This window comes from Rubritalea sp. (genome assembly GCF_051252225.1).
GTDB lineage: Bacteria > Verrucomicrobiota > Verrucomicrobiia > Verrucomicrobiales > Akkermansiaceae > Rubritalea.
In genome coordinates this window covers 261,974-283,206 of sequence record NZ_JBPOGE010000002.1, presented here as the reverse complement: position 1 = coordinate 283,206, position 21,233 = coordinate 261,974, and the positions used below count along the sequence as shown (strand labels likewise).

Sequence of the window (21,233 nt, the reverse complement as noted above, 5' to 3'; positions counted from 1 at the left end):
GGGGTGGATAGGAAGATAGCGGCTCAATGAGCCGCTATTGTTTAATTAACCAACTGCGTTACGCACTTTGATAGATGCTTCGAGGATTGCGTCCCAAGTTTTAGGAGCTTCGAGCACATTGTTGTCGAACATGCAGCCATCCCAGCAGATGTGTTTGATGCCACGTTGGTCATAATCCTTGAGCCACATTTCAGCGCAACGTGTGATGTCGAGCATGCCCTTAGGGTCGTCAGCTTGGCAGTGACGGCCGGTTTTGTCGTGGTCGCCTGTGCCGTGTACTGAACCGTCGTTTTGAGCGACGTGGAAATCAGTTGTCCATGGGCGGAGCGCATCCGTCATTGTTTTGTAGGCAGCCCAGAATTCTTCTTCTGTGTAGCCTTCTTTGAGGAGTGCCGCTTCAGGAGCGTTGTAACCTAGAAGGTAAAGGTAGGTGTGTGCAAGGTCAGCCTGGAAGCCAACGGTGGATGGCATGCCAGTCTCTTCAAGAGTGTTTAGCATGTGTTTCCATGAGTGCATTCCGCCCCAGCAGATTTCACCTTCTGCTGCGAGACGTTCACCGTGCTCAGCTGCGACAGCACCTGCGCGCTGGAATGTTTCAGCAAGGAGCTTTGTGTTAGCTACTTCGTCTTTTGCGAAATCTTCAGGGCCACCTGCGGAGTCGATACGGATCACACCGTAGTCGCGTGCGCCGTGTTCTTTAAGGATTTGGCCGATCTTAGCGGAGATTGCTACTGCGTGGACGAAATTATCACGGTCTTCTTTAGATCCGAATGCGCAACCGCCAACAGTGCCTGGCCAAACTGGAGCCACGAGGGAGCCGATCTTAAATCCGCTGTCAGTGATCTTGTCAGCCATATGACGGATTTCGTCTACAGATGCTGCTGGGTCAGTGTGTGGGTGGAAAAGGAAAAGATCCACACCGTCGAATTTTTCACCATTGATGTCAGCGTTCTTGGTGAGCTCGAGCATGCGCTCGAGAGAGATAGGTGGGTGGTCAGTGCCTTCTTCTTTGCCGACGAGTCCCGGCCACATCGCGTTGTGGAGTTTAAGTGCCATAATATGTATGTATTGAGTTTTGGTTTGTTGATGAAAAGGATTCGCCAGCTGTAGATGCTGTAAGTTATGTTCCTTTTTTACGATTCTGTCTTGTATTGGTGGGGGGAATTTTTGTATAAAATCGGCTAATGCGTTTATCTGTTTGGGTTGGCTCTGTGGCGTTTCCTGTATTGGAGTGGGGTTTCGTTGATGATGCGGGAGAACTCTCTGCTGAAATGGCTTTGGTCTACATAGCCGCATGATGCTGAGATCTCAGCAAGTGGCGAGTCGGTGTGGCTAAGCTTGTAGCAGGCATCGTGAACTCTGAGATGGCGGATATACTGCCGCGGCGTCATCTCTAATTGTTTTTTAAATTTCCTCTCAAACGCACTGACTGAGAGATTGGCGATTTTTGCTAATTCTGGGATTTTTAAACTTTCGGCAAAACGCTCGTGCATGGCTCTGAGTGGGGCTCCGAGTTCAGAGTGAATATCAATAGCTGAGGTGCCCGTAGAGAATGGGCGAGTGGTTCCTGCAATACCGACGACTTCGCCCTTGTTGTTGAAAAGGGGTATTTTTGTAGTGGTTGACCAATCTACGAAGCCTTTACCACGTGGGACCAGCTCGACCTTGTTGTACATTGGTTGCTTGGTTTCGACGATTTGCCTATCGTCTTTTGCGTAGATTTCAGCCTGCGAGGGGGGACAGAAATCGTGGTCGCTTTTTCCGAGGACAGCCCCGGGGTTGGGTGCGCCTAACTTGTCCGCTAGACGTTGATTTACTGAGACAAATTTTAAATTGATGTCTTTGACGAAAAAGAGGAACCCAGGCAGGTGGTCGAATAGGCCTTCACCGTGATCGAGTAGTTGATGTTGCTCGAAAAAAGATGCGTCTTTCATGATGTTGATATCTAGAGGGGGCAGCTTGTGGTGTGGCGTGAAATGTGAATAGGAACTATGAAAATAGAGGGTTATCTATAGGTCTTTAGCGTGAAAGAGCAAGCGAGAAAGCAACCGGGGAGCCGTTAGCGCTTCTTAGGTATCCGCTTCCCTGTGACACGGGCTTTGATGAGTTCAGGGCAAGAGCCCATGGTGCGAAGCTTTTCACAATTAGCTTCGATACGAATAGATTGGTTCTTTGGTCGGAACCCCATTCGTCTGGTTAAGCAATCATTGAGCAATTCCAAATGTGAATCTTCAAACTCTAAGACCTTGCCGCAGTCGATGCAGATTAGGTGATTGTGAGCCGGTTTATCGTTGAAGTTGGGATCGTATGTTTTGATGTCTTCGCCGAGGTCGATTTCGTGGAGCAGGTTGGCCTCTACTAATAGACTGAGAGTTCGGTAGACAGTAGCCCGTGATGCTTTTGAATTGGACTTGCGGATGCGCTCCCAGAGCTCATCTGCAGTGAAGTGTTCATCAGATTCGAAGATGACATCAATAATGGCATTGCGCTGAGGTGTGCTGCGGAGGCCTTTGGTTTTGAGGAAAGCGCTAACTTTCGTGTGTATTTCTTCGATCATCTTTGATGGTTGCAGCTGTTTTTTACAGATTAAACATGTGTTGGCAATATTGAGGATTGGCTTTTATGTTTTTTTTTAATCAATTGCAGTCATGAATGTTAGTTTATTACTTCTAGCGGTTCCGTTAGTTTTTTTTAGTGCGTGTGCTTCTAACGAGCCCGATCTGGAAGTGAGTGTCTATCAATTAAAGGATACAGAGATACACAAGAGAGAGGCTCCTTTGGCTCGTGCTGAGCAGCAAAAGCGTCTTCGGGGTGCGGTGAGCAATGTTGAACGAAATGCTAGAAAAGGGGAGTATTTTACTGTGGACTGGGATCAAGGGCAAGGTGTTGCTCTTGGGGATACAGTGAAAGTCGTTTTACTCTATAGGCAGGCCGCGACAGCCTCAGAAGTATATAAAATGGAGCGAGAATATCCAATAGCAAAGAGGACGGGGGTGACTGATTTTTCTTTGACTGGGGATGAGTATAAGAAGAATGGCAGGGTGTTGAACTGGCGTTCTGAACTATACTCTGGTGATCAGCTTCTGGCTTACGAGCAATCTTATCTCTGGCAATGATTCATAATTGTGGACAGCAATGAAAGGTGGATTAGTCCAGTCCAGAAATTAAGTTGGCTATGAGTTGACTGGTGGAGATAGAAGCGTATCATCATACCAATAGCTGACGGTAGATCAGCAATTCCTACAGTGAATAAATCGAATATCATTCTAGCGGGCAATAGAGAGGGGCTCGGGTGGGTCCGTTGTGAGGGTAAGGGCTCGTTTGTGAATAGCCCACGTCTCAAGGACTGGACTGATAGACAGCTTCGCTCAGGTCTCACTCATTTGGTGATTGATCTTGAGGAGTGTACTGGAATGGATTCTACATTTATGGGAACCATGGCTGGGATTGCCATGCGTTTGGCAAAAGTCGAAGGAGGCTTGATCGAGATAGCTTCGGCCAAGGATAGAAACAGTAGGTCGCTAGACGACCTTGGTTTGAGTGCTTTAATGCTCATTAACCCTTCTAGCCCGTCATGGGCGGGTGATGAGGAACAGATACGTTCGGCGCTAGTCGAGATAGGGGCGCAAGGTGCGACGAATAATGCCCAGCATGTTTTTGATGCTCACCAAACATTAGTTGATGCTGATGATTCTAACGCTGAAAAGTTTTCTACAGTGCTAGATTGTTTGGAAGCTGAGTTACGGTCTCGTAGTTCTGAGAATCATGAGTAGCATAGCGGAAAGCTGTAAATGAGCACGATATTGACGCAGGCGTCCTATGTAGACGAAATTGAAAATGCTCTAGCTCTTAGCCTGTGCTTTTCTACCTTATTGCTTTTTTTACTTTTGCTGAAATGGCGAAAAACAAAAGCTCTGCTGGATATTACAGAGCGGATGAAGAAGACTTTAGAGGGTGAAGGGAACCGGTTATTTGAGTTCCTTCATATGTTAGGCATTGCTCTTGAGGAGGATCACTCAGCTACGACACTTCATCGGGAAATTGTAGACGGTGTGAATGATGTGGTGTCATCTCGAGGTGGTGCTCTCTACTTATTAAGTTCTTCAGGTCGTTACTTGATCCCAAAACACATAACGGAAAAATGTCCGTTGTTGATAGGTTTGCCGATGGAGGTTTTTAAAAAATCTGGGGGAGATATGGGGCTGTTAAAAAGTCATATTCAGCTCAGCAAGGTGCCCTCAGCGGAGGGTATGTTAGGAGCTGTGCTTTCCTCAGGGGTTCCTCAGAAAGTGGATGATGTAAAATACCACGAAGCATTTAAAGATACCCTTATCCATTACGCGGGTGATGTGACGGCAATGTTGGCTCCATTGAGTTACGGAGGCCGTGACCTGGGGGTGCTGGCCGTGGCTAGACCTCTGAGTGAAGGTCAATTTACGCAGAGCGAATTCACTCTATTTCGCTCAGCGAGTGAGCAGGCCGCGTTTGCGCTTGGGAATGCAACTATTCATCAAGAGGCTGGTGAGAAGCGAAAGATTGAGGGGGAGCTCCGCACTGCTCAGCAAGTTCAGCAAGTTTTGCTGCCGAAAGGTAAGCCAGAGGTTTTAGGTTACGAGATAGAAGGTTTGAATAAGCCTGCTCGGTTGATAAGTGGAGATTATTACGACTATATCAACTTGGGTGAGGGTAAGTGGGGCGTGGCTATTGCAGACGTGTCCGGTAAAGGGGTCGCTGCTGGTTTGTTGATGGCAATGTGCCGGAGTGTGCTAAGAGCTGAACTAAGGCGTGGAGCAGATCCGTTACATGCTGTTAGTCAGGTGAATCGACTGATGTTCAATGATATCAAGGAGGATTCTTTCGTGAGCTTGGCTCTTTATATTATCAATGAAGAGAATGGGCATGTGCAGTTAGTGCGTGCGGGCCATGACAAGGCTCCCATTTATCGGAAGGCCACAGATAGTATTGAGTGGGTGAAGCCGCCTGGATTGGCAATAGGTTTGGACGATGGAGATGTGTTTGACCGTATTACGAAGCTCCATGAATTCCAGTTGGATGAAGGGGATACTCTATTGCTTTATACTGACGGCGTGACCGAGGCTTATAACTCTGACGAAGAGGAGTTTGGCCTAGAGCGTATGGTTGATGTTCTAAGGGAGTCATCTGATGAGGGGGTAGATGTAATTCTAGTAAACCTGATGAAGTCAATAAATGGCTTCGTTTCAGGAGCTTTGCAATCAGACGATATTACGTTGATTGCAGTTCAAAAAAAGTAGATTGAGCGGTAGCTCATAGTTTGAGATGTGCTAGTTTGCTCTCATGCGCATTGAAATTCTCAATACTGGTACGGAGCTATTGTTAGGTACTACCCTAAATAGTCATGGAGCATGGCTTGGAAATGAGCTGCTTAGTCTCGGTTTGAGGGTGGAGCGCCAAATGACTGTGGCGGATGGTCAGCCTGTAGTGGAGGCCATGCAGGAATGTGTGGAGCGTGCTGATGTGTTGATTGTGACTGGTGGCTTAGGCCCTACGAGTGATGATTTAACTCGCGAAGCTACTGCGGAGGCTATGGGGATCGAGCTTATCGAGGATGAGCATGCCTTACGCGGTGTGATCGATTTCTTTGAGAGACTAGGTAAGCCGATGGCGAATTCTAATAAGAAGCAGGCATTGGTGCCTTGTGGTGCTGAAGTTTTGCCCAATCCTAATGGGACAGCCCCTGGGGTGTATGTACCTCCTCGTCTGGGGAAGAATTCTCCTTGTGCTGTGTTCTTGCTGCCTGGGCCGCCAAATGAACTTCACCCAATGTATCACGCTGAGGTGCCGCACCGCCTTAGAGCTTTGGCTGAAATTGCTGAAGACCATACTATGCTGGAAATGCGTTTCACTGGAGTTGGCGAGAGTGCATTTCATGAGCGTTTAGATGCGAAGTTGCATGCTATGAATGGGCTAGAAGTCGGGTACTGTGCTCGCCCTTCTGAGGTGGACCTGCGATTGATCGGGACGACATCGGTAGTACGCCAAGCGCGTGATTTTGTGATTGCTGAGTATCCTCAGAATTTAGTGAGTGAAAATGGGGGAAGTTTAGAAGAGGTCGTCGTGAAGTTACTCGCTGAGCAAAAGAAGAAGCTTACGACAGCGGAGAGTTGTACTGGAGGCCGAATTGCTAGTCGGGTTACTGATGTCTCCGGGGCTTCAGCTGTGTTTACCCATGGGTTTGTGACTTACTCTGATGAAGCTAAACAAGAGTTGTTAGGCGTAGGTTCTCAATTGTTAGAACGTTGTGGGGCCGTGAGTGAAGAAGTGGTCACGGCTATGGCTGAAGGGGCTCTTCGCGCTAGCGATGCTGATATTGCAATTGCTGTGACTGGAGTCGCTGGGCCGACCGGAGGGAGTGAGGATAAGCCAGTAGGGACAGTGTGGTTAGGATTTGCCGCTAAAAGCGGCGGAGCCTATGCAATCAAGCAATTTTGGCCACGTGATCGTGAATCATTTAAAGCGTGTGTGAGTCAGAAGGCGCTTGATATGGTAAGACGCCATTTACTTTTTGGTTCCTAACGATGATAGGGTTCACCGCGCTGCATAGTGGCGATGCGGTAGAGTTGTTCTAACAAGACTACTAGTGCGAGTTCGTGCTGGAGAGTGAGTGGGCTGAGTGCCCATACCAGATCAGCTTGATCGCGTAGTTCCTGGGTGTGCCCATCGGATGCGCCGATGAGATAGGTAGCACGTTTTTCTCCGCGCATTTCCCATTGGTTGATTTTCTTAAAAAGTTGTTCAGTAGTGAGTTGTTCACCGCGCTCGTCCATAACGATGCGTATACTGTTAGCGCTCCCATCGTGGAGACGCGTGGAGACGTCTTCGCTTGAGCCGTCCTTGACATGCTTCAGTTCGTAGCTGCCGTAACGAGTGAGTCGCTTCTGGTATTCAGCGACTCCGTCTTTGGCGTATTTGAGAGCGGGCTTACCGGCAACGAGGATGGTGTGTTTCACTCGGATAAATAGCGAACAAGTATCACTGAGAGGCAAGGAGAAAATACAGGATGATGAGACAGCCTGAGTAGCTGCGACGGGTTGTTTATAGATTCCACAGCTTTTTGTAATGGATAGTGAGCTGGAATTAGTGAAGTTTAGTGGTATCTCACTTGAGAAGTATTGAAAACCAAGTAGTCTAACATCATGCAAACTATCAGTCCATTTTTTATGCAAACATTAGCCCTGGGCGGTGTTGCTATCACTCTTATTATTCTATTGGCACTCGTCGCTATCGCCGTTTTTTGGGTGATCGGCATGTACAATGGGTTAGTGAAGTTACGGAATCGTTATAAGAATGCATTCGCTCAGATTGATGTGCAGCTCAAGCGCCGCTACGATCTGATACCTAATCTTGTGGAGACGGCTAAAAAGTACATGGCGCATGAGCGTGATACTTTAGAGGCTGTGATCCAGGCTCGTAATGCGGCTTCTACTGCTCGTAAGGGCGTCAGTCCTGATGATGCTCAAGATATGCAGAAGCTGATGGCTTCTGAGGGTGCGCTTGGCGGTGCGCTGGGAAACCTTTTCGCATTGTCGGAGTCTTATCCAGACCTCAAGTCGAACCAAAACATGATGCAGCTCAGTGAGGAACTTACCTCTACTGAAAATAAAGTGGGCTTCTCACGTCAGGCCTACAATGATGCGGTGACGACTTATAATACGAAGCGAGAAACATTCCCGACTAACATTATTGCAGGTATGTTTAATTTCGGGGAAGCGATTCTCTTTGAGGTCTCTGACGCGAGTGAGCGTGAGGCTGTGAAGGTCGAATTTTAGTGTGTGCTTTCGGAGTGTTTATTAGCAGCTAGCCATATCTAATTCTATTTAATGAATTTCTACGAAGCGCAGGATGACGCAAGGCGTCGGACTAAGTTGTTAGTATTTTACTTCGTCTTAGCTCTGGTCGGGGTGGTATTGGCGATCTATGCGATCCTCGGCTTGTATTTCATGAGCCAGATGGTGAGCTATGTAGATAGCTCTGGTGCTCGGATTGTAGAGCAAGGTAGCTTTTGGGATCTTGAGCGTTTCGCGACCATTGCGATACTCACTACAGTTGTCATCCTCGCTGGTAATTTGTTAAAATCATATCAGCTCAGTGCTGGTGGTGAGGTGGTGGCTCGCGACATGGGTGGGCGCCAAGTAGACCCACACACGACGGATACGGACGAGCGTAAGCTGATGAATGTGGTGGAGGAAATGGCAATTGCCTCGGGCGTGCCAGTTCCTCAGGTGTGGGTGATGGACCAGGAGGCTGGTATCAATGCTTTTGCGGCTGGGACGGAGCCCGGAAATGCTGTCATCGGTGTGACGCGTGGGTGTATCCAGCGTCTTAATCGCTCTGAATTACAGGGCGTGATAGCCCACGAATTTAGCCATATCCTCAATGGTGACATGAAACTAAATATGCAGCTGATTGGCTGGTTATTCGGTATCATGATGCTTTCGATTATTGGTCGTGAGTTATTATTTCACATGCAGTTTGCGAGTATGCGCCGTAGTCGTGAGAATAATAACGGAGCTCTCATTGGCTTGGTTGCTGCAATTGCGCTTTTAGTGGTTGGGGCGATCGGGGTTTTCTTTGCGCGGATGATTCAAGCTGCGATCTCACGTCAGCGCGAATACCTAGCGGATGCTTCGGCTGTCCAGTTTACGCGTGACCCAGCAGGGATTGCAGGAGCGCTGAAAAAGATAGGTGGTCAAGAGTATGGTTCTAAGGTGAAGGCAGGGAAGGCGGGCGAAGCCAGTCATATGTTTTTTGCTGATGGCGGTTTGTTTTCTTATGGCTTTACTACGCATCCACCACTGGATGTGCGGATTAAAGCGATTGAAGGTGATTGGAATGGCGAGTTTAAGGATTCTGTGATTCCAGAAGTGGCATCGTCACGCGGTGGATCTCAATCTGATGCACGGATGAGTGGCTTTGCTGGTGGAGCAGCTCCACAACAAGTAGAGGTGGGGAGGGAGCAGTGGAGTCAGCTTGGAAATTCTGAGCTCAATAATGTGGCCGTTGGCGCTGCAGTGTTAGGAAGTCTTGATAGATCTTGGGTCGATGCTTGCCATGACCGCGAGCAGGCTCAGGCGTTGATTTTCGGCTTGCTGTTAGCTTCTGACCAGAAGCTGCGTGGAAGAGAGCTGAAGTACCTTAAGCAGCACATTGGCGATGCAGCTATGGAGCTAGCTACTCAGTGGTTCGGCCAGCTAGCTGGTGAGCACTCGTCACAGAAGATTGCGCTGATCGATTTGTCGATCCCAGCTTTGCGCAGATTGTCTCAGCCCGAGTATGAGCGATTTATCAAGGCAACACAGTGGTTAATAGCCAGTGATGGGCAGGTGGATATTTTTGAATTCATGCTGCAGAAAGTTTTAGAAAGCCATCTTTCTGCTTATTTTGAAGGGTCACGCAATGCGCGTATTCGCTATCACAAGTTGGGTCATTTGAGTTCAGAGTTGAATGTGTTGATTTCGACGATGGCTGGAGTTGGCGCTGCTGATGGGAATAGCCTAGAAGATGCGTACTCGGCTGCTGCTCAGGATTTGGTGCAGCATGGGGTGCGCTTAGATGGTATTTTGCCTCCTGAGCAGTGTGGATTACACCTTATCGAAGATGTATTAAATAAGCTGGCTGAGTCGACCCCGCCGATGAAGCGCGATGCTTTGCATGCTTGTGGCTTAGCGGTGATGGCTGACGGAGTCTTAGCGAGCCGCGAGGCTGAGTTGCTGCGAGCAGCAGCAGATGCTATGGGGGCGGCTATCCCGCCATTTGTGAAGCAGAGTTAGATTTGAGTTCTCGATCTTAGATGTTATTTTTTAGCTTATGAAAAATCGACAGCCAACAGCCTTTGAGCATCGTGTGTATGCTGCGATATCTGAAATTCCGATAGGGAAGGTGATGACCTATAAGGCGCTGGCGGAGAAGCTTGGTTGTGGATCTTCACAGGCTGTGGGGCAGGCTTTAAAGCGCAATCCCAATGCTCCCGAAGTTCCGTGTCACCGGGTGATAAATAGCCGGTTGGAAATTGCTGGTTACATGGGAAAGTTAGAAGGGGATGAGATCACACTGAAGTTAGAGTTGCTGGCAGCTGAAGGTGTGGAATTTGATTCGTGTGGTAAGTTGAATGATGAGGCTTGCCTGACTGTTTGAAGAGCGCTGACTAAATTGCTCTCGCATGTCGGTGCAGACAGGTTTAAATGACGGCATGATTTCAGAAATTTTTCACGCCGAGGACTGGAAGGAAGTCGAAGGCTATCGCTTCGAGGACATCACTTTTCACGAAGCTGTTGTTGGTGGCACTGTAAGGGTTGCCTTTAACCGGCCTGAGTGCCGAAACGCATTTCGTCCGCAGACGGTTGATGAACTCTATCAGGCGCTTGAGCACGCACGGACTGACGAGTCGATTGGGGTCGTAATTCTAACAGGAAACGGTCCGAGCTCTAAGGATGGTGGCTGGGCGTTTTGTTCTGGTGGTGATCAGCGTGTTAGAGGTAAGGACGGCTATAAGTATGAGGGGACTGAAGATGCGACAGGCGCGAACCTCGGTCGCTTACACATTTTAGAAGTGCAGCGCTTGATTCGATTCATGCCGAAGGTCGTGATGGCCGTGGTGCCAGGTTATGCAGTTGGCGGTGGGCATTCTTTACATGTGATCTGCGATCTCACTCTGGCCTCTGAGGAGTACGCTGTTTTTCAACAGAAGGATGCTGATGTAGCGAGTTTCGACGCGGGTTATGGATCGGCGTATCTGGCGAAGCAGGTTGGGCAGAAACGTGCGCGCGAAATTTTCTTTCTCGGGCTCCGCTACACTGCACAGGATGCTTATGAAATGGGCATGGTGAACAAAGTGGTGCCGCATGCTGAGCTCGAGAAGAAGGCGCTCGAGTGGGCGTGTATCATCAATGATAAGTCGCCAACGGCTCAGAAGATGCTGAAGTATGCTTTCAATATGACTGACGACGGTATGGTCGGTCAGCAGATTTTTGCAGGTGAAGCAACACGTCTTGCCTATGGAACTGATGAAGCTGCTGAAGGGCGCGAAGCATTTGTTGAAAAACGCAAAGCGGATTTCTCGAAATTCTCGCGCCAGTATTAGGTAAGATAGATTGAGGGGGGAAATGGGCTGCTAAGCGTTAGTGGTCCATTCGGCTGCTTCACTCTACTTGAGTCGTGATGAAATCGACTAGGTCGGTTCGCATTTTCTCAAGGTCGGGCTGGTTGAGGTAGAACATATGGCCGGCCTCATACCATTTGACTGAGATGTTCGCGCGTCGAGCTGGAGGGAGTAGCATGTGATCGACGCTGTAGAGTATGCCAGCGGGTGGTGTGGCGAGGTCGGTGTAGCCACACTGAATCAATACACGGAGTTTGGGGTTGTGCATGAGTGCCTCAGCGAGTGAGTCGCTGAGATTGACATATTCATTGTCAGCATCCCAGTCCCATGGGTGGACTTTGTTAGTGAGGACTTCGTAGACCCGTTCGTCTTTCCAGCCTAGGCCGGTGCTTAGGTAGTCGAGCATCGCGGTGGCGATTGGTCCGTAAACGATCGAGTATGATGGATCGTAGCTAGGGTATTCTGTGCTCGAGTCCATGGCGTCCCAGGCGACACGTCCGTCGAAGCGCCCGAGTGTTTTTGAATCAGACCGAAGGAGTTCTTTGCGGAATTTGTAATTGGGGATACGGAGGTGGTTTTTTAGAATCCAATCGCTTGGGAGTCCCGTGAAGTAGGCTAGCTTTTCGGCTGTGGCCTGTTTAGTTTTCTGATCGAGTGTGTGTCCGCGGTGGAGGGCACTACGGTAGGGGCCTGCTGCCCATTCGCTGGCTTCTTGGGCAAGCTTGTCGCGGTCGCCTTGGATTTTTCCGTGAAAATGTGCTGTGGCAGTGAGGCTTGGGAGAAATGAGGTGTATGCGAGGTCGTTGCCTTGGCTAGGGCTTACAGTGCGGTAGTCTAACAAGCCCGAGAGTAGGATCACTCCATTGAGCTGCATTCCGTAGCGCTGGTCTACTTTTTCTGCGAGTCCAGCTGCGCGTAGTGCGCCATAGCTCTCTCCGAGTATGTATTTAGGCGAGCTCCAGCGCTTGTTATTCGTGGTCCAAAGGCGGATGAAGTCGGCCATGGAGTCTAAGTCTTTTTTTACGCCGTGGAAGTTCTTTTTCTTCTCGCTGTCTGTGGCGCGGGATAGGCCGGTAGATACTGGGTCAATGAAAACCAGGTCTGTGACATCGAGGATGGAATACGGGTTGTCTTGAACTGTAATGGGGGGATTAAGAGCTTCGGTGCCATCTTCAGAGGTGGGGATAATCTGAGGGCCTAGAGCTCCGAGGTGGAGCCAGATTGCTGAGGAGCCAGGGCCGCCGTTGAAGGCAAAGAGGACGGGCCGCTTGCTGTAGTCGGTCACTCCTTTTCTTGTGTAGCTCACATGGAAGATGCGGGCTGTTTCTTCACCTTTTTCATCGCGTAAGATCATTTCAGCGGTGGTAGCTGTGTACTCAATTTTTTTACCATCAATGGTGACGATTTTCTCACGAGAGACTGGTTCTTTTGCTTCAGTCTTTGGTGTTTCTTTTTTGTCTGCGGCTAGAGAGAGGCCTGAGCAAAGTACGCCGAGGAGAAGGCTAACAATAGGAGTGATAGGTCGCATGTCGTACAATGAAGCAGAGAATGAGGGTGTTGTCATTCTTTCTCGAGAAACTGTAATGGGGCTTCACTAGTTGTGAAGGTGTCATCAGTTTGTTAGTAATCTGTTTATGTTCATTTTTAGACGGCCCCTATTACTTGTGTGTTGCGCAATGAGTGTGCTTAGTTGCTGTGCTGCGGAGAAAAATTTGCTCACAGCTTTAGCTATCGGGATGATGGGGAAGGGAGGTGGGGATCGGCTTTTTTATTATCCGACTAAGGATGTGCCATTCACACCTAAAAAGTATGGATATGACTATGGGGATGTTTTCTTTGATTCTGCGGATGGGGTAAAACTACATGGTTGGTGGATGCCTGCCAGGGGAGAGTGTAAGGCAACTATAGTCTATGCTCACGGCAATGCTGGTTCGGTGGCACATCATTTTGTGTTTGTGAATTGGCTGGTAGATGCAGGTTATAATGTCTTGCTCTATGATTATCGTGGGTATGGAGCATCCGAGGGCGTGGTTTCTAAAGATGGGATCGTAAAGGATGCTCAGGCGGCTATAGCGTACGCTGATGAGCGGAGTAAGAAACTAGTCGTGTTTGGGCATAGCCTTGGTGGGGCGAAATCTATTGCTGCCATAGGCATGGCTGCTCCTGAGTCTCTCAGGGCTGTAGTTGTGGATTCAACCTTTGCTTCCTATAAAGATATGGCTGAGCGTGTGGCAGGTAAGTCTGCGCGTAAGGTAGTTAGTGATTCTTATGATCCAATCGACTCTGTGCTGGAGATGCCTGATGGGGTACAATTGCTTATTGTTCATGGTACAGCGGATGAGACTATTCCTTACGCGCAAGCCAAGAGATTATACCTAGCGGCAAGGCAACCTAAGAGCTTGATGACAGTGGTAGGGGGGAATCATGTGAATTGCTTCTTTATCAATGGTGGCAAATACAGGAAGGATCTGCTTAGCTGGCTAGAAATAGAGTTAATGAAATAAAATGTAGTTTTCTGCATTTTTTCTGTAGACAGCAAGAGTAGCTTGGGGTAAATCCCTGCCCGCCCGAGGGACTTTCCCCAAGGCGTTTATTAAAAGCAAGTGGCAGGATAGCTCAGCGGTAGAGCCGTGGAATCATAATCCATTGGTCGCGAGTTCGAATCTCGCTCCTGCTACCAGCTTTTATATAAAACGACAACTAGTCGATTTGAGCCCGCAGTAATGCGGGCTCTTTTTTTTGCAGCGTTGGTGGATGTGTTTGGATTTTGTGAGTTATTAGCGGCTCTTCTCTGGGGTATTGGATTATTATTACATTTTTTGAGGTTTTTTTCGGAAATTAGCGTTTTTTAAGTTGGTTGATCGGGTGGCTTCTTAAGGTGTTTAAGAAACCTTAAATAAATCCATTTTTAGAATGTGGGCTGTGGCTGGAATTCAGTGATTTATGAAGGATGAGCGGCGGTTTGGATGGTGCAAAATTTACCCAAAATAGGGCTTGCCAGATTGTGTTTCATGGGTAGAGTCGCCGCCCCACAAAGTGTCTCGAGATCTAGGTCTAGAGGCGTTTTCCATTGAGAAATCAAACAATAAGCAATAATGCCGACAATTAACCAGCTCGTCCGTAAGGGGCGTAAAAAACCAGTAGAGCAGTCCAAGTCACGTGCTCTCAACGCCTGCCCACAGCGTCGTGGTGTCTGCCTTCAGGTAATGACACGTACGCCAAAGAAGCCTAACTCCGCTCTCCGTAAGGTAGCTAAAGTACGTCTTACCAATGGTAAGGAAGTAATGGCTTACATCGGTGGTGAAGGTCACAACCTCCAGGAGCACTCAATCGTCCTCGTTCGCGGTGGTCGAGTAAAGGATTTGCCAGGTGTACGTTACCACATCGTTCGTGGTGCTCTTGATACCCTTGGTGTCACAGGTCGTAAGCAGTCCCGTTCTAAGTACGGAGCTAAGAAGCCTAAGCAGTAATTTGCTTCTTCAATCTAACTAACAATTTATAAAGAAATTTTATTATGGCACGCCGTAGAAAAGTTCACGCAAAGAAAGATCGTCGCGACGCACGTTACGACAGCCAACTCGTTGGTACACTCATCGCTAAGGTGATGAAGGATGGTAAGCGCTCAATCGCTGAGCGTATCGTATACAGTGCGATCGAAGCAGCTAACGAAGGAGTTGACACAGTCGACCCTCTCGAAGTTATCACACGCGCTATCGAAAACGCAAAGCCACGTGTAGAGGTTAAGTCTCGCCGCGTAGGTGGCGCTACTTACCAGGTGCCTCTTGAAGTTGCTCCTGAACGTTCCGAGTCCCTCGCTATGCGTTGGGTCGTGACATTCGCCCGCAATAAAAAGGGTGTACCAATGCACAAAGCTCTCTCTAACGAGATTAAGGACGCTGCGAACAACACTGGATCAGCAGTGCGTAAGCGCGACGACATGCACAAGATGGCGCAAGCTAACCGTGCATTCGCTCACTTCCGCTTCTAGTCGAAGCAAAACACTCTGTAGAAGAATAGATAGTTCACTTTTATGTCATCTGACCTCAATTCACCAAATCGTCCATACCCGTTGCAGCGCACGCGCAACATCGGGATTGCGGCGCATATTGATGCGGGGAAGACGACTCTTACTGAACGAATTCTCTTCTACACCGGCATGATTCATAAGATCGGCGAAGTGCACGATGGTGCTGCTACGACCGATCACATGGAGCAAGAGCGCGAACGTGGGATTACAATCACCTCAGCAGCCGTAACTTGTGAATGGGTTCAAAAGCCCAACGATGGTATCACCAAGCTTTTTGAAAGTCAGAAGCAGCGTGTGAATATCATTGATACTCCAGGTCACGTAGACTTCACCGCTGAGGTGGAGCGCTCTCTCCGTGTTCTCGATGGCGCAGTCGTTGTATTTTGCGGTGTCGCAGGCGTTCAGCCACAAACTGAAACAGTCTGGCGACAAGCCAATAAATACAGCGTTCCGCGTATCGTATTTGTGAATAAAATGGACCGCACCGGTGCTGACTTTAATCATGTCCTTAAGGATGTGCGTGAGAAGTTAGGCGCTACTGCCGCGGCCGTACTAATCCCAATCGGCTCCGAAGATCAACTTCGTGGCCAAATTGATGTGGTAAACCAAAAAGCAGTCATTTATTCGGATGATGACAAGATTGGTTCCACCTTCATGATCGAAGAACTCGATAGTGATTTAAAACTAGAGGCTGAAACAGCCCGTGAAGAACTGCTCGAGGTGGTAGCTGACCTCGACGATTCACTCGGTGAAAAATTCCTCATGGAGGAAGAGATCACAAATGAAGATCTCAAGTTTGCAATCCGTCGCCTTACGATTGCCAATAAGTTTATCCCCGTTACTGGTGGATCTGCTTTCAAGAATAAAGGAGTTCAGTTCCTTGTTGATGCAGTGGTCGACTACTTACCAAGTCCTGTCGATATTGAGCCCGCAAAAGGTCAAAAAGTTGATGACGAGGAATCAGTTGTCTTAGCTCCTGCAGACGATAATGGAAAATTCTGTTCATTAGCATTCAAGCTGTGGGCGGACAAATTTGTTGGGAAGCTCGTATTTTTCCGCGTTTATTCTGGAGTCGTTTCTAAAGGTGACATGGTCTACAACCCGCGCACCGGTAAACAGGAACGTGTTTCTCGCCTGATTCAGATGCAGGCTGATAAGCACATCGAGATAGAGACCTGTTATGCAGGTGATATCGCAGCTTTTGTTGGTATTAAGAACGTTACGACGGGTGACACTCTCTGTGAAAAGAAGTTTGATATCCTTCTCGAACCACCAACATTTCCAGAGCCAGTCATCGCGATGGCCGTGGAGCCGAGAACTAAAGCTGATCAAGATAAAATGGCGATTGGTCTAGCGCGTCTTCAGGAAGAAGATCCTACGTTTGTTGTGAAGACTGATATGGATACCGGTCAGTGCATCATCGCTGGCATGGGAGAGCTTCACCTCGAAGTTATTGTCGACCGTCTTAAGCGTGAGTTTAAGGTCGAGGCGAATACAGGGAAACCGCAAATCGCATACCGCGAAACAATTTTAAAAGAATCACCAGGTCTTGGAGTGCTGAAGAAGCAAACTGGTGGTACTGGGCAATATGCTAAGGTAAACTTAGTAGTCAGCCCAGCAGAAAGAGGGAAGGGGCTCACTATTGAAAATAAGATCACTGGTGGTGCTATCCCTAAGGAATTTATCAGTTCCGTCTACAAAGGAATCGAAGATTCCATGATCAATGGAGTCATCGCAGGTTATCCTGTGGTTGACTTAATCGTCACAATAGTAGATGGAGACGCCCACGACGTTGATTCCAACGAGAACGCGTTTCGCGTAGCGACTATTTTTGCTATGCGCGACGGGATGGAGAATGCAAATGCTCTACTCTTGGAACCCGTTATGGATGTTGAGGTGACTACACCTGATGAATATCAAGGTGATATTCTCGGTGACCTCAGCCGCCGCCGCGGTCAAATATCCGGCATGGATAGCAAAAGTGCTGCCTGTACGCTCAAAGCGACAGTGCCACTAGCTGAAATGTTCGGTTACATGACAGCACTCAGAACAATCTCTTCTGGCCGAGCTTCATTTACGATGGAGCCGGCTAGTTTTGAACCCGTACCACAAGCAATCGTCGATCAAAAGTTCGGCGAAAGCAGGTAAACAACTAAATAATAAAGGTAAAAACAATACATCTTCACTATGTCTAATCAGAAGATCAGAATCCGACTCCGTGCCTATGACCATCGTGCAATCGATCGTTCAGCACAAGAGATCGTAGAAACTGCCAAGCGCACTGGCGCTAAAGTAGCAGGCCCGATTCCTCTGCCGACTCACGTTGAAAAATTCAGCGTAAATGCTTCTGTGAACCAGAACAAAAAGTCAGCAGACCAATTCGAGATCCGCACACACAAGCGTTTGCTTGATATCGTAGATCCAACAGCACGCACAGTAGATGAGCTCAAGAAGCTCAACCTACCAGCTGGTGTTGACATCACAATCCGCATCTGAGCCCTAACAACGTAGAAATAAATATTACTATGTCACTCGGACTATTAGGTAAAAAAGTAGGCATGACACGTGTGTTCGATAAGGACGCAGGTATCATGATCCCAGTCACTGTTGTTGATGTTAAAGGCAATGAGTTTCTTCAGGTGAAAACAACTGATTCTGACGGCTACACAGCTGTACAGGTTGGTTATGATGATCAGAAAGAAAACCGTCTTAACTCACCAACTAAAGGTCACTTCAAGAAGCACAACAGTGCTCCAAAGAAGCTCGTTCAAGAATTTCGTTTCGAAAGCGACGAACAACTTCCGAACACAGAAGAAGCGCATCCAGGTGCAGCTCTTTTCGAAAGCGGTCAAGTAGTTGACGTAATCGGCACCACAAAAGCAAAAGGCTTCCAAGGTGTTGTTAAGCGTTACAACTTCGCAGGTCAACCGGACTCACATGGTCACATGATGCACCGCCGCCCAGGTGGTATTGGTGCTGGTACATGGCCAGGTCGTGTATGGAAGAACAAGAAGATGCCAGGTCGTCACGGTCAATACCGTCGCACTGTTCAGAATCTTAAAGTTGTTCAAGTTCGTGAAGAAGACGGCGTAGTCCTTATCTCTGGAGCAGTTCCAGGTCATAAGGGTTCTTACGTTGTTGTTCGTCCCGGTGTTAAAGCGAACAAGAAGTAATCCTTAAAAATTAGAAAGAATCACTGAAATGTCAGCTAAAACACTAACAGCAGCAGAAGCAACAGCTGCTAATATCAATCTTGTTGAAGGTCGTAAAGGTACTCAAGCAGTACACGACCTTGTAATAGCATACCGCGCAAATCGCCGTTCCGGTTCAGCAAACACTAAGACTCGTGCAGAGGTGAAGTGTACCGGTAAGAAGATGTACAAACAAAAAGGTACAGGTAACGCACGTCACGGTGACCGTGGTGCTCCAATCTTCGTTGGTGGTGGTGTAGCATTTGGCCCTAAGCCACGTGACTACTCCAAGAAGGTAACTAAGAGCGTTCGTAAGCTCGCTCTTCGTCGTGTTCTTACATCTAAGATCGAAGCTGGTGAGATCCTCACTGTAGCTTCCTTCGAGATTGCAGATACTAAGACTAAGTCATTCATTGCAGCTGTGAAAACAATCACAGAAGCAAAGAAGGTTCTCGTGATTGCATCCGCATTCACTGACCAGACTTTCCTCGCAGGTCGCAATGTTAAGAACGTTCAGCTCATCACTGCTGCAGAAGCAAACATTGAGCAGATCCTCCACGCAAATGCAGTCATCGTTACTGAAGACGCACTTGAAACCATCGCTAAGCGTACTGCTTAAGCCACTAACCGAAAAGAAAACGATGAAAGACATTTATACAGTCATCGATACTGTTCTTCTCAGCGAAAAAGCCACACTCCTTGCGGAGCAGAACAACGAATACGTGTTCAAAGTGGATCGCCGTGCGAACAAGCTCGAAATCAAACGTGCAATAGAGCAACTCTTCGGTAAGAAGGTTGAAGCTGTCCGTACTTGCAACTATGCAGGTAAGTTGAAACGCCAACGCCGTAGCGATGCAGGACGCACCGCTAACTGGAAGAAGGCAATTGTTCGCCTAAAAGAGGGCGAAACTCTCGATCTCATCTAAGCAACGAGATCGTTAATTATTAACGCTGCAAAACGAAATTATTCGAAAGGAATAGCGAATTATGCCTTTAAAAACATTTAGACCATTCACACCTTCGAACCGTTATAAGGTTCTACCAGGGTTTGAAGAGATCACAAAATCAACACCAGAGAAGTCGCTCACTGAGCCACTTAAAAGAACTGGTGGTCGTAACAACCGCGGTCGTATCACTTGCCGTCACATCGGTGGTGGTCACAAGCGTAAGTACCGTCTTGTTGACTTCAAACGTCGTAAGTTCGACGTAGAAGCAACAGTCGTTGCTATCGAATACGATCCAAACCGTACATGCCGCATTGCACTCATCGAGTACACTGACGGACAAAAAAGCTACATCCTTGCTCCAGTAGGCCTTCAGGTCGGTGCTAAGGTTGTATCTGGTGAAAACGTTGCACCTAAAGTAGGTAACGCAACACCACTTAAGAACGTGCCACTCGGTACTAGCATTCATAACATCGAGCTCGTTCCGGGTGGTGGTGGTAAGGTTGCTCGTTCCGCAGGTCAGGAAGCTTTGCTTTCTAACCGTGAAGAAGGTTACGCTCTCGTTAAGATGCCATCTGGTGAAATCCGTAAGTTCAATGACAACTGTCTTGGTACTATCGGTCAAGTAGGTAACCGCGATCACATGAACGAGGTTTCCGGTAAAGCAGGCCGTTCACGCTGGCAGGGCAAGCGCCCTACAGTTCGCGGAATGTGTATGAACCCAGTAGATCACCCGAACGGTGGTGGTGAAGGTAAATCTAAGTCCGGTGGTGGTCGTCAGCACCTTAAGTCTCCTTGGGGTCACGTTAAGGGTCAGAAGACTCGTAAGAGAATCAAGCACAGCGATAAGTTCATCGTATCCCGTCGCACTAAGTAATTGAACTCAACACAGAATCTTTAACCAATTTAACATTATGCCAAGATCACTCAAAAAAGGACCATTCGTGGACCAAAAGCTTCTTGATAAGATCGATGCTGCTGTCGAAGGCGGCAACAAAAAGCCGATCAAGACATGGAGCCGTCGTTCAATGATTACACCTGACTTTGTAGGCCACAATTTCGCAGTTCACAACGGCAAAACATTCGTTGCCGTTTACGTAACTGAGAACATGGTAGGTCACAAACTCGGTGAATTCTCACCGACTCGTATCTTCAAAACACACGGAGGTATCGGTAAGAAGTAACGCCGTCTAGTTTTATTTATGCGCGCTTCTTTCTCACTTTCAGTATATGCAGGAGCTTTGCTCTTCTCTGCTGGAGTTGGTAGCGCGCAACAAAATGAAACAACAGATGCTCGCCTTCTCAGGCTGGAACAACAAGTAGCCAGCCTTCAATTACATAATCAGACACTTTCCAAGGCTCTTGCTCATGCCAAAAAGCAAGAACAAGAAGCCACCGGAGAGCTGGAGACAATCCGCTTAGATCTTGAGGCACTCGGAACCTACCCATTAGGGACAGATGATGAGAGACTCAAACAGGCGGTGGCCAACCGCAAGGTGCTCGAGGAACGCTTAAGTAGGCTGGAAACAGCCGCGCTGAAGCTCACCGATCAGGTGCGAGAGTACCTCAAAACTGCCTTTGCCGCTGACGCCGAAGCAAGACTAAATGTAGAATCTGCTATCAGAGGACTTGACGTCGAGCTCGGAATAAGGCACAAGCCGCGTCCCCAAGTGGAATTTGGTAACCTACAGGAAGCCAAAATCATCAGTATCGACAGCCAATCAGGCTTGCTGGTACTGAACGCAGGGGGGAAGCAGCAAGTGCGCATCGGCATGACATTTCGTATCCTACGCGGTAATAGCCAAATAGCCGAAGCTATCATAGCCAGGGTTCGCCCAGATATATCTGGAGCCCTAGTTGTGACGCTCGAAGACACCAATAACGCGGTTCGCCTCGGCGACATCGCATCCATTAAGACGAATTAACAAATCAGG

General features: G+C 48.2%; 24 protein-coding genes and 1 tRNA gene. 20 read left to right on the top strand and 5 right to left on the bottom strand.

The window, feature by feature from the left end; all coding sequences use genetic code 11:
- Window positions 1–45: 45 nt before the first annotated feature.
- The 3 genes from ACSHX2_RS03730 to ACSHX2_RS03720 all read right to left on the bottom strand — a co-directional run bounded on the left by ACSHX2_RS03730 (window position 46) and on the right by ACSHX2_RS03720 (window position 2,557).
- Window positions 46–1,056 carry a sugar phosphate isomerase/epimerase family protein gene (locus tag ACSHX2_RS03730; protein WP_435690701.1) on the bottom strand — a complete coding sequence of 337 codons (1,011 nt, stop codon included), beginning with the start codon at window positions 1,054–1,056 and terminating at the stop codon, window positions 46–48.
- Between the two features lie 134 nt (window positions 1,057–1,190).
- A complete protein-coding gene (locus tag ACSHX2_RS03725; RefSeq protein ID WP_435690699.1) occupies window positions 1,191–1,934 on the bottom strand; it encodes a helix-turn-helix domain-containing protein in 744 nt (247 codons plus the stop codon).
- A 125-nt stretch (window positions 1,935–2,059) separates the two neighbouring features.
- Window positions 2,060–2,557 (bottom strand): Fur family transcriptional regulator, encoded by a 498-nt coding sequence (locus tag ACSHX2_RS03720; protein WP_435690697.1) that lies wholly within the window; start codon window positions 2,555–2,557, stop codon window positions 2,060–2,062.
- 169 nt (window positions 2,558–2,726) lie between these two features.
- Between ACSHX2_RS03720 and ACSHX2_RS03715 the strand changes: the two genes are divergently transcribed.
- The 4 genes from ACSHX2_RS03715 to ACSHX2_RS03700 all read left to right on the top strand — a co-directional run bounded on the left by ACSHX2_RS03715 (window position 2,727) and on the right by ACSHX2_RS03700 (window position 6,555).
- Window positions 2,727–3,116, top strand: coding sequence for a hypothetical protein (locus tag ACSHX2_RS03715; protein WP_435690695.1), 390 nt, complete (start codon window positions 2,727–2,729; stop codon window positions 3,114–3,116).
- 129 nt (window positions 3,117–3,245) lie between these two features.
- Entirely contained in the window at window positions 3,246–3,773 is a 528-nt protein-coding gene (locus ACSHX2_RS03710; RefSeq protein ID WP_435690693.1) for an STAS domain-containing protein, read from the top strand.
- 18 nt (window positions 3,774–3,791) lie between these two features.
- A complete protein-coding gene (locus ACSHX2_RS03705; protein ID WP_435690692.1) occupies window positions 3,792–5,273 on the top strand; it encodes a GAF domain-containing SpoIIE family protein phosphatase in 1,482 nt (493 codons plus the stop codon).
- A 43-nt stretch (window positions 5,274–5,316) separates the two neighbouring features.
- Window positions 5,317–6,555, top strand: a complete 1,239-nt coding sequence (locus ACSHX2_RS03700) for a competence/damage-inducible protein A (protein ID WP_435690690.1) — start codon at window positions 5,317–5,319, stop codon at window positions 6,553–6,555.
- On the opposite strand, the gene ACSHX2_RS03695 is transcribed toward ACSHX2_RS03700, so the two are convergent.
- Entirely contained in the window at window positions 6,552–6,989 is a 438-nt protein-coding gene (locus ACSHX2_RS03695) for a 23S rRNA (pseudouridine(1915)-N(3))-methyltransferase RlmH (RefSeq protein ID WP_435690688.1), read from the bottom strand. The two genes, ACSHX2_RS03700 and ACSHX2_RS03695, sit on opposite strands and share 4 nt — an antisense overlap.
- A gap of 210 nt (window positions 6,990–7,199) precedes the next feature.
- Between ACSHX2_RS03695 and ACSHX2_RS03690 the strand changes: the two genes are divergently transcribed.
- Genes ACSHX2_RS03690 through ACSHX2_RS03675 form a run of 4 tightly spaced genes read left to right on the top strand, consistent with a single transcriptional unit; the run spans window position 7,200 to window position 11,119 of the window.
- The gene (locus ACSHX2_RS03690; RefSeq protein ID WP_435690686.1) at window positions 7,200–7,808 is read left to right on the top strand and encodes a LemA family protein; all 609 of its coding nucleotides are present in this window, start codon (window positions 7,200–7,202) and stop codon (window positions 7,806–7,808) included.
- Window positions 7,809–7,859: 51 nt separating this feature from the next.
- On the top strand, window positions 7,860–9,809 hold the full coding sequence (locus ACSHX2_RS03685; protein ID WP_435690684.1) for a M48 family metallopeptidase: 1,950 nt from the start codon (window positions 7,860–7,862) through the stop codon (window positions 9,807–9,809).
- A 37-nt stretch (window positions 9,810–9,846) separates the two neighbouring features.
- Window positions 9,847–10,173 carry an MGMT family protein gene (locus tag ACSHX2_RS03680; protein WP_435690682.1) on the top strand — a complete coding sequence of 109 codons (327 nt, stop codon included), beginning with the start codon at window positions 9,847–9,849 and terminating at the stop codon, window positions 10,171–10,173.
- 55 nt (window positions 10,174–10,228) lie between these two features.
- Window positions 10,229–11,119, top strand: coding sequence for a 1,4-dihydroxy-2-naphthoyl-CoA synthase (locus ACSHX2_RS03675; RefSeq protein WP_435690844.1), 891 nt, complete (start codon window positions 10,229–10,231; stop codon window positions 11,117–11,119).
- A 58-nt stretch (window positions 11,120–11,177) separates the two neighbouring features.
- Here ACSHX2_RS03675 and ACSHX2_RS03670 read toward each other — a convergent pair whose 3' ends face one another.
- Window positions 11,178–12,665, bottom strand: coding sequence for a S10 family peptidase (locus ACSHX2_RS03670; RefSeq protein WP_435690680.1), 1,488 nt, complete (start codon window positions 12,663–12,665; stop codon window positions 11,178–11,180).
- Window positions 12,666–12,813: 148 nt separating this feature from the next.
- On the opposite strand from ACSHX2_RS03670, the gene ACSHX2_RS03665 reads away from it, so the two are divergent.
- From ACSHX2_RS03665 to ACSHX2_RS03610, 12 genes are all read left to right on the top strand, one after another.
- Entirely contained in the window at window positions 12,814–13,641 is an 828-nt protein-coding gene (locus tag ACSHX2_RS03665) for an alpha/beta hydrolase (protein WP_435690678.1), read from the top strand.
- Window positions 13,642–13,742: 101 nt separating this feature from the next.
- Window positions 13,743–13,817 (top strand) — tRNA-Ile (locus tag ACSHX2_RS03660).
- 415 nt (window positions 13,818–14,232) lie between these two features.
- Window positions 14,233–14,607: a 30S ribosomal protein S12 gene (rpsL, locus tag ACSHX2_RS03655; protein WP_435690676.1), complete on the top strand. Its 375-nt coding sequence runs from the start codon at window positions 14,233–14,235 to the stop codon at window positions 14,605–14,607.
- Between the two features lie 44 nt (window positions 14,608–14,651).
- A complete protein-coding gene (rpsG, locus tag ACSHX2_RS03650; RefSeq protein WP_435690674.1) occupies window positions 14,652–15,125 on the top strand; it encodes a 30S ribosomal protein S7 in 474 nt (157 codons plus the stop codon).
- A gap of 42 nt (window positions 15,126–15,167) precedes the next feature.
- Window positions 15,168–17,312 (top strand): elongation factor G, encoded by a 2,145-nt coding sequence (fusA, locus tag ACSHX2_RS03645; protein WP_435690672.1) that lies wholly within the window; start codon window positions 15,168–15,170, stop codon window positions 17,310–17,312.
- A gap of 39 nt (window positions 17,313–17,351) precedes the next feature.
- A complete protein-coding gene (gene rpsJ / locus ACSHX2_RS03640; RefSeq protein ID WP_435690671.1) occupies window positions 17,352–17,660 on the top strand; it encodes a 30S ribosomal protein S10 in 309 nt (102 codons plus the stop codon).
- Between the two features lie 29 nt (window positions 17,661–17,689).
- A complete protein-coding gene (gene rplC / locus ACSHX2_RS03635) occupies window positions 17,690–18,337 on the top strand; it encodes a 50S ribosomal protein L3 (RefSeq protein ID WP_435690669.1) in 648 nt (215 codons plus the stop codon).
- Between the two features lie 28 nt (window positions 18,338–18,365).
- Entirely contained in the window at window positions 18,366–18,974 is a 609-nt protein-coding gene (rplD, locus tag ACSHX2_RS03630; RefSeq protein WP_435690667.1) for a 50S ribosomal protein L4, read from the top strand.
- 22 nt (window positions 18,975–18,996) lie between these two features.
- Window positions 18,997–19,281: a 50S ribosomal protein L23 gene (gene rplW / locus ACSHX2_RS03625; RefSeq protein WP_435690666.1), complete on the top strand. Its 285-nt coding sequence runs from the start codon at window positions 18,997–18,999 to the stop codon at window positions 19,279–19,281.
- A gap of 61 nt (window positions 19,282–19,342) precedes the next feature.
- On the top strand, window positions 19,343–20,176 hold the full coding sequence (rplB, locus tag ACSHX2_RS03620) for a 50S ribosomal protein L2 (RefSeq protein ID WP_435690664.1): 834 nt from the start codon (window positions 19,343–19,345) through the stop codon (window positions 20,174–20,176).
- 37 nt (window positions 20,177–20,213) lie between these two features.
- The gene (gene rpsS / locus ACSHX2_RS03615; protein ID WP_435690662.1) at window positions 20,214–20,483 is read left to right on the top strand and encodes a 30S ribosomal protein S19; all 270 of its coding nucleotides are present in this window, start codon (window positions 20,214–20,216) and stop codon (window positions 20,481–20,483) included.
- A gap of 18 nt (window positions 20,484–20,501) precedes the next feature.
- The gene (locus tag ACSHX2_RS03610) at window positions 20,502–21,224 is read left to right on the top strand and encodes a hypothetical protein (protein WP_435690660.1); all 723 of its coding nucleotides are present in this window, start codon (window positions 20,502–20,504) and stop codon (window positions 21,222–21,224) included.
- Window positions 21,225–21,233: the final 9 nt, after the last annotated feature.